Source organism: Polaromonas sp., from assembly GCF_031411155.1.
In the GTDB taxonomy this organism is placed as follows: domain Bacteria; phylum Pseudomonadota; class Gammaproteobacteria; order Burkholderiales; family Burkholderiaceae_C; genus Polaromonas.
Genome location: NZ_JANOAL010000231.1, coordinates 1 through 7,907, shown reverse-complemented (window position 1 = coordinate 7,907; position 7,907 = coordinate 1). Strand labels below are relative to the sequence as shown.

The window sequence follows — 7,907 nt, the reverse complement described above, 5'->3', positions numbered from 1 at the left end:
ATCTTGACGAATTTGTATTTCGCTTCAACAGACGGAAATCACGGTCACGAGGAATGCTTTTTTATAGGTTGCTGGAACAGGCGGTTGTGACTACGCCGGTGACCTATCAGCACGTTGTTGCTCAGTCAAAAAGTCAGGAATCCGGCGCTTAGGAGCTAAATGGATAGCCCGTGTATTTATCCAGTATCAAGCGAATTTAAATCACTGACTTGAGCCGGCGACCCAAGCCATGACCGACGCCATCATCCCGCTGCATGCCATCAAGGGCCGGGGCAGCGCCACGCGCATCGCGCACCGGTTTGAGAAAGACGCGCGCGCTGCCTATGACGATGGCTGGGGCACGCTCGAAGAAGCGGCGGGCGAGGCCAGCGGGCGGCTGCAAACCGAGGTGATGTTCGAGGACGCCCGCAGCGCCATCACGCATAACGACTCGCCCGACATTTTTTTTGACTACGGCCTGAACCCCTACCGCGGCTGCGAGCACGGCTGCGTCTATTGCTACGCCCGGCCCACGCACAGCTACCTCAACTTGTCGCCAGGCCTGGACTTCGAAACCAAGATCATCGCCAAGCGCAACATTGCCGAGGTGCTGCGCACCGACCTGGGCAAGCGCAGCTATGTGCCCAGGCTGCTCAACATTGGCTCGGCCACCGACTGCTACCAGCCAGTGGAGCGCGAACTGCGGCTGACACGCGGCGTGATCGAGGTGCTGCAGCAGACGCGGCACCCGTTTTCCCTGGTCACCAAGTCCAGCGGCGTGGAGCGTGACCTCGATCTGATTGCGCCCATGGCCGCCGACAGGCTGGCGGCGGTGTATGTCACCATCACCACGCTCGACGGCGAGCTGGCCCGCAAGCTGGAGCCGCGCGCCGCCGCACCGCATCGCCGCCTGCGCACCATCCGGGCGCTGGCGGAGGCCGGCGTGCCGGTGGGCGTCAGCGTGGCGCCGCAAATCCCGTTTGTGAACGACGACATGGAGCAGGTGCTCGAAGCCGCCTGGCAGGCCGGTGCGCGCAGCGCGTTTTACACCGTGATCCGCCTGCCCTGGGAAGTGGCGCCGATTTTCAAGGAATGGCTGGAACTGCATTACCCGCAGCGCGCCGCCCGCATCCTGGCGCGCATCCATGAAATGCGTGGCGGCAAGGACTACGACGCCGACTTTGCCTCGCGCATGAAGGGCAGCGGGCTGTGGGCCGACCTGATCAGGCAGCGCTTTGAGAAAACCTGCCGGCGCCTGGGCCTGAACCGCCAGCGTGTCGAGTTGGACCTGAGCCAGTTCAGGCCACCGGGCGCGGCGGGGCAGGGCAGCCTTTTCTGAAACGGCGAAGCTTATTCCTGCCCAATTTTGGCGGTGGTTTCCACACCGATTCCGCGAAAGCCGATGAACTGGCAGGCGTTGTTGAACATGGGTTCCCCGCTGACCCGAAACTGTTGTTGCGAGCCGTCGGAATTGACGCGGCTGAACGCAAAATCCTTGAAAGGCTCCTGGGCTGCGATCTTGGCCTGAAGCATTAGTCGCTCCGCGTCATTCCAGCCAGTGATCTCGTCATCATTTTGTCGGCCAAAAAAGGCGGTCACACGGATTCCCAATATCTCCAGTACCGTGCCGGAAACGGTGGTGAACGCTGCGCTCGCGCTTTGCTCCCAGTACCAATCGCAGGCCACCTCGGTCAAGCTGCGAAAGCGGGCTTCACTTTCGCGCAGCTTTGCGGTTCGTTCCTGCACCGTTTGCTCCAGTACCTTGTTGTGCTCATCCAGGTTTTTGTACAACAATCGCACCTCCAGCATGTTGCGGATGCGGGTCTTGGCTTCGACCAGATCAAACGGCTTGCTGATGAAATCCTTGGCGCCCGCCTGCAAGGCGCGCAGTTTGTGACCGGGCTCGGCTGTGAGCACGATAACCGGAAGGTAGCGGTCAGTCCCGTTTGCCTTGAGGCCTTCCATCACCTCAAAGCCATCCATGCCGGGCATCTTCAGGTCAAGCAGGATCAGGTCGTAGTGCTTCTTGTCGTGCAAGGCGCACACCTCTTGTGAATTCATCGTTGAGGCGACGCAGGTGTAGCCGGCGCCACTCAGCAATTGTTCAAGCAGCAGAACATTGGCGGGCTGATCGTCAACGATCAGGATGCTGGCATTGAGGATTTCGGATTCGGTAATCATGATATGTGTTGCTCTTTGGTTGCGTGACCTGACGTCGTTTGCGAATGCTTCAGCGCCTCGTCAAGGGTCGCCATAAACTCGTTGATCTTGATCGGTTTGGTGAGGTAACGGAAAAACCCTGCCTCCAGACCTCGCTCAATATCGTGGGGCATGGCATTGGCACTGAGCGCCACCACCGGGATATGCGCTGTTGCGGGGGTTTCAGTCAGGATTTTCAGCGCCTTGATACCGCTGATGCCCGGCAAATTGATGTCCATCAGGATGACATCCGGTCGGGATGCAAGTGCAATCTCGATGCCGCTCTTGCCATCTCTCGCGCTTAGCAACCGGATATCGGTCCGGCGCGCGATGAGATCCCCGACCAGCATCAGATTGGCCGGGTTGTCCTCCACATACAGCAGGGTAAGCAACTGCGCGTCGGCGTGCATCGGCGCCTGGGCGAGCGCCGGGGGTTGGGCTATGTCGTCGGAGGTTTGGCGTTGAGCCGTCAGGTTCATTTCGATCCAGAATACGCTGCCTTTGCCGACAGTGCTTTCCACGCCGATGACCCCCCCCATCAGTTCGACCAGTCGCTTGGTCATCACCAGGCCGATGCCTGTGCCCTCCTCGGCGTTCGCCTCCTGTCCAAGCCGGTTGAACGGCTGGAATAGCTGTGCGATTTTTTCGGGGCTCAGGCCTTCGCCGGTATCCTCGACGCAGATGCGCAGGCGTCCTGGGAGTATGGCGATGCAATCCACCACGACAGCGCCGTCCAGCTTGTTGTACTTGATCGCGTTGGACAGCAGATTGATAAGAATCTGCTTGACGCGGGTTCGGTCGGCTTTGACGCAGTAGGAAACTTCGAACTTCGGAAAGCTCACGCTGATGCCGCGCTTTTTCGCCTGCGGCTCGACCATGGCCTCGCATTCCTGCATGACTTCAGCCAGCGACACGGGTTCCAGCGACAGCGACAGCTTGCCGGACTCGATCAGGGCCAGATCGAGAATCTCGTTGATCAGCTCCAGCAAGTACCAACCGGCCTGAAGAATCTGATCGACACTGCGCTTCTGGGAGGGCGTTGGCTGTGGCGAGCCGGATTCTATGAGCTGGGCAAACCCGAGGATTGCACTGAGCGGCGTGCGCAGCTCATGGCTCATGCTGGAAAGGAAATCGGATTTGGCGAGGTTGGCTTTTTCCGCAACCGACATGGCAATCTTCAACTCGGCGTTACTTTCCTGCAGCACCTGATCCAGGAGCTTGCGTTCGGTGACGTCGCGCGCGGCGGCGAACACGCCCTGCAGCCTCCTGTCGCGGTCGTGGAAGGTGGTCGCGTTGTAGGACACCACAGTTTCCTTGCCGTCTCTGGCGCGGGCGGTAAGTTCGTAGTTGGTGACCCGGTTCTCGGTCAGCACCAGCTTGATGCCCGCCTCGGCGCGCTCCGGATCGGTAAAGTAGTTCTTGAACGGTGCGCCTATCAGCTCGTCACGCGTGCAGCCGGTAAGCGCCTCCATCTGCTTGTTGACGTCTGAAATGAAGCCTGACGGATCCGTGGCAATCAGCGCGTCGATGTTGGATTCGATGAGGGAGCGCGTGTAGAACTGCTGGTCGCGCAGGCGCTGATCGAGCTTCTTCTGCTCTGCTTCGACCTGCTTGCGAGCGGTGTTGTCCGTGCCGATCAACAGATAGCCGATGATGACGCTTTGATCGTCGCGCAGCGCAGTGACCGATACGATGGCCGGAAAGCGACTGGCGTCCTTGCGGATGTAGGTCAGCTCGTAGATGTCCTCTATGCCGCGCGAGGCCTTGAACACCAGGGCCTCGAAGCCCGGCGTAATCGGGGTCCCAAGTTCGACGCTGAGTGCCTTGGCACGCGCAATCACTTCCTGGGGATCGGAAATGTCGGCCGGTGTGATCTTGTTCATCACGTCGGCGGCCGCATAGCCCAGCATGCGCTCGGCGCCGACATTGAAAATCTGGATGACGCCCTTCGCGTCGGTGGCGATGCTCGAGAAGTTGGCGCTGTTGAAAATCGCGCTTTGCAAGGCCCCCGCCTTGACCAGCGCCTCTTCTGCCTGCTTGCGAGCGGTGTTGTCCGTGCCGATCAGCAGGTAGCCGATGATGACGTTGTGCGCATCACGAAGCGCCGTGACCGACACGACCGCCGGGAAACTGCTGCCATCCTTGCGGATATAGGTCAGCTCGTAAATGTCCTCTATGCCGCGCGAGGCCTTGAACACCAGGGCCTCGAAGCCCGGTTCAATCTGGGTTCCGAGTTCGACGCTGAGTGCCTTGGCACGCGCGATCACTTCCTGGGGGTCGGAAATGTCGGCCGGTGTGATCTTGTTCATCACGTCGGCGGCCGCATAGCCCAGCATGCGCTCGGCGCCGACGTTGAAAATCTGGATGACGCCCTTCGCGTCAGTGGCGATGCTCGAGAAGTTGGCGCTGTTCAGAATCGCATTTTGCAAGGCCCCGGTTTTCAGCAACGCTTCCTGGCGCCGCACTTCCATGATGCCACCCGCCTTGGCAATATCGTCAGCGGGGATGAGACTGTTTTCTGTTTTGGACATGGCCGATTTCCGTAAAAAGTGCAACGATCGTGCGGGGGGAGCGGCGCTTGCCGGCCAGCAACAGAACATCGCGGCCATGTGAAATTAAAGACCCAGTGTCTTTAAGAGGGCCGCTGAGTCTAATGGCCATTCCGGCTGGCGTCTGTGCGCTGGCCAACATAAGCGATAAGCCGATCAACCGTCCCGCACGCCGATCAACCGGCCCGGGCTGAAACTGAACCAGCCGCAGCGCGCCGCCCTCGATCAGTTTCGGCAGTGAGTCCGTTGATCGCCCACGCCGGATCGCCGACTCGCAGCATTACCGTGCCGCAGGCACGAAGTTCTCCACCATCATGGCAAAGCCCTCGGTCGCGTCCAGCCGCAGCGGGAGTACGGCCTGGTATGCCGGTGAGTTGTACCAGGCCGTCGCGGTGGCGCGTGAGTCGAACCGGATCAGGATCATTCTGGGCAGACTGGTGCTTCCCTCCATCACCGTTGCGTTCTCATCAAAGACCAGGATTTCAGCCTGGTAAGCCGCCAGGGTCTCAAGCGCTTTCGGGATGTAGTCCTGCATTTTTTGCGCATCCACAATGCGGTTGTGCAAAACGAAATAGGCTGCTGGCATGGATTCCTCCTGCTCGGGAATGGCTGACCATGTTAATCCGCTGGCATCGGCTTCGCGCTGGCCCGGCGGCACCTCAGGCGGCCAGCGTCACGCCGTTCTGCCTGAGCAGCCCCACCAGCTGGGCAATATCGGGCGGCCCCGGCGGCAGGGCGCGGCTGACCTTGGTGAACATCCGGGTGGCAAAGCCGCCCTGGCCGCTGATCTCGAACAGCTCGCCACCGCCTGCGCTGAAACGGTAGCCGTGGACCGTGCCTGCCGGCACATGCACCAGCGTGCCGGGCGCGCACGCGACGGTCTGGTCTTCGCAGCGGATCTCGACCTTGCCCTTGAGCACATAAAACGATTCGTCCCAGTCGTGGCTGTGCGGCGGCGGGCCTGCTCCCTCGTCGCCCTGCTGCAGCGTGATCTCATAGCCTTGCGTCGCCGTGTTGGACGCCAGCACGGTGATGCGGATGCCGAGCACGTTCAAGGGGTCAGCGTAGTTTTGCGGTGTCACCACAAACGCCTGGGGTTTCGGTGGGTTCTTCATGGCTTTTTGCCTCCAGAGGATTGAATGAAAGATTGACCGGGTCGAAAGCCTGTTTGTCATGCTTCGCCCGGCCCCGACGCGGCCCCGTTCGCAATTTTCTGGCGGCTTTGCGGGGTCGCGTGAGGGGAATTTTTGCGCTACATTGACCATGTTTCAAACGAATAGTTTGCATGCTGTATGAATGAAATCGATTTGCGGCGACTGGACCTGAACTTGCTGGTCACCTTCGACGTGCTGATGGCCGAGCGCAATGTGACGCGCGCCGCCGAGCGGCTGGCGCGCACGCAGTCGGCGGTCAGCCATTCGCTGGCCCGGCTGCGCGAGCAGGTCGGTGACCCGCTCATGGTCAAGGTGGGCGGGCGCATGACGGCCAGCCCGTTTGCCGAAAAGCTGATCGAGGAGGTGCGGCCGATATTGCGCAGCATCCAGCGCGTGCTGGCACCGCCGCAGCCCTTCGAGGCGGCCACCAGCAGCCGCACCTTCAGGATGGCCATTTCAGACCTGGCGCCGTCGCTGTTTCCGCGGCTGATGGCCCGTGTGCGGCGCGAGGCGCCGGGGGTGACGCTGGACTGGATCGCGGAAGGGCCGCAGACCCTGCTGGGCGTGGCCGAGGGCCAGATCGACGTGGCCTTCGTGGCGTCGGTGCTGGCCTTGCCCGAGGGCCTGGCCTGGCAGGACGTCGGTGAGATCAAGTGGGCAAGCTTCGCCCGTCAAGACCATCCCGCCGTCGCCGGCTGGGGCGCCGCTGCCTGGGCGCGCTGGCCGCATGTGGTGGTGCAAGTGGGCAACAACCTGCAAAGCCCGGTGATCGAGGCCGCACGCGGTGAGTAGCGCGCCGTTTGGTTTGATCCAGTCCGACACTTGAATTGATCCAGTATTTTCTACATGAAACAACTCAAAGTTGATCCAGCATTTAAAGCGGCTGGTTTCACAGCCGCTTCACACCCAGCCTGAAAGGCTTTCACGGCCAATGTAAGCACCAAAGGAAAGGCCAGCGCATGGCTGGCCTGGTGTCTTGGGGCTGGCTGGATTCTAGACCCGGTGGTTGGCCCGCTCATCATCTGTCAGCGCGCCGAGCGTACCTAACACCTCCATCAGCTTCTCATTGACCGCAGCAAGGTCGCCAGCGAAGCCCCACATGTCAGGCTTGGCGATGGCGGCTGACGCATGATGCTCGAGGGCCTGGGACAGCCGCCTGAGCAAACTGTCGGCTCTGGCCTGGCGTTCGTTGTAGGCGGCTTGGGGGAGGTGCCGCCTGGCGATGCATTGAGGGGGTTGCTGAGTGGTCATATGGTTGCGTCCGTTGTTGATGACGCCAGTACCGCTCTGGTTGGCAACTCCAGCAAGTCCTATCGATAGAGCCAGACCAGCCCAGTCTGGCTTTCAGCCACCTGGTGCGAAGTTGGTAATCAGCAGTTCGCCTTTGGGCTCGCGGCCTTTGCCGCTTTTGCCCAGGGTGTAGTTGGTTACCAGGCGTTTCATGGTCAGACCTTTGAACGCCTGGCGCATCTCCGGGATATCGTTGACGCTCACAGCCGCCTTGCCCTTCATGGTGAGCAGCAGTTCGGCCATGCGGGAGTACTGGTCGAGGTCAAAGCCAATGCCGTAGCCCTCGGTACCCCAGTACGGCGGATCTAGGTAAAACAGGCTGTGGGGCCGGTCGTACTTCTCAACGCACTTGGCCCAGTCGAGGTTCTCAATAAACACCTGGTGCAGCCGCAGGTGGACAGCACTCAGGTCTTCTTCCATGCGCAGCAGGTTGATACTGGCCTTGGCCGTGGTGGCCGTGCCGAAGCTCTGGCCCTGCACCTTGCCGCCGAAAGCGCACTTTTGCAGGTAATAAAACCGCGCCGCCCGCTGGATATCGGTCAGGGTGGCCGGTGGGGTTTCCTGCAGCCACTTGAACATCTCGCGGCTATTGAGAGCCCACCTGAACTGCCGGATGAACTCGTCCAGGTGGTGCGTCACCACCCGGTAGAGCCGGATCAAGTCCCCATTGAAGTCGTTCAGCACCTCGACCTTGACCGGCGTCTTCAAGAAGAACAGCGCGGCCGCACCGCAAAAC

At 60.8% G+C, this 7,907-nt stretch carries 8 protein-coding genes and 1 pseudogene; 3 read left to right on the top strand and 6 right to left on the bottom strand.

Annotated elements, in window-relative coordinates; genetic code table 11:
- Positions 1-152: pseudogene (locus RMO23_RS14170) on the top strand (IS1595 family transposase); the annotation flags it as partial.
- Between the two features lie 77 nt (positions 153-229).
- On the top strand, positions 230-1,318 hold the full coding sequence (locus RMO23_RS14165) for a PA0069 family radical SAM protein (RefSeq protein ID WP_309682772.1): 1,089 nt from the start codon (positions 230-232) through the stop codon (positions 1,316-1,318).
- A gap of 11 nt (positions 1,319-1,329) precedes the next feature.
- On the opposite strand, the gene RMO23_RS14160 is transcribed toward RMO23_RS14165, so the two are convergent.
- The 4 genes from RMO23_RS14160 to RMO23_RS14145 all read right to left on the bottom strand — a co-directional run bounded on the left by RMO23_RS14160 (position 1,330) and on the right by RMO23_RS14145 (position 5,842).
- The gene (locus tag RMO23_RS14160; protein WP_309682770.1) at positions 1,330-2,160 is read right to left on the bottom strand and encodes a response regulator; all 831 of its coding nucleotides are present in this window, start codon (positions 2,158-2,160) and stop codon (positions 1,330-1,332) included.
- A complete protein-coding gene (locus RMO23_RS14155) occupies positions 2,157-4,709 on the bottom strand; it encodes a PAS domain S-box protein (RefSeq protein WP_405041608.1) in 2,553 nt (850 codons plus the stop codon). Before RMO23_RS14155 ends, RMO23_RS14160 begins: the two co-directional genes overlap by 4 nt.
- Before the next feature lie 298 nt (positions 4,710-5,007).
- Positions 5,008-5,313 (bottom strand): DUF1330 domain-containing protein, encoded by a 306-nt coding sequence (locus tag RMO23_RS14150; protein ID WP_309682767.1) that lies wholly within the window; start codon positions 5,311-5,313, stop codon positions 5,008-5,010.
- 73 nt (positions 5,314-5,386) lie between these two features.
- Positions 5,387-5,842 (bottom strand): cupin domain-containing protein, encoded by a 456-nt coding sequence (locus RMO23_RS14145; RefSeq protein ID WP_309682764.1) that lies wholly within the window; start codon positions 5,840-5,842, stop codon positions 5,387-5,389.
- A gap of 177 nt (positions 5,843-6,019) precedes the next feature.
- Between RMO23_RS14145 and RMO23_RS14140 the strand changes: the two genes are divergently transcribed.
- Positions 6,020-6,673, top strand: a complete 654-nt coding sequence (locus RMO23_RS14140) for a LysR family transcriptional regulator (protein ID WP_309682763.1) — start codon at positions 6,020-6,022, stop codon at positions 6,671-6,673.
- Positions 6,674-6,874: 201 nt separating this feature from the next.
- On the opposite strand, the gene RMO23_RS14135 is transcribed toward RMO23_RS14140, so the two are convergent.
- Together RMO23_RS14135 and RMO23_RS14130 are read right to left on the bottom strand one after the other, a co-directional pair.
- A complete protein-coding gene (locus RMO23_RS14135) occupies positions 6,875-7,132 on the bottom strand; it encodes a hypothetical protein (RefSeq protein ID WP_309682761.1) in 258 nt (85 codons plus the stop codon).
- 93 nt (positions 7,133-7,225) lie between these two features.
- Positions 7,226-7,907 (bottom strand): DNA adenine methylase (locus RMO23_RS14130; RefSeq protein ID WP_309682758.1); only part of this gene is annotated, 682 nt, incomplete at its 5' end.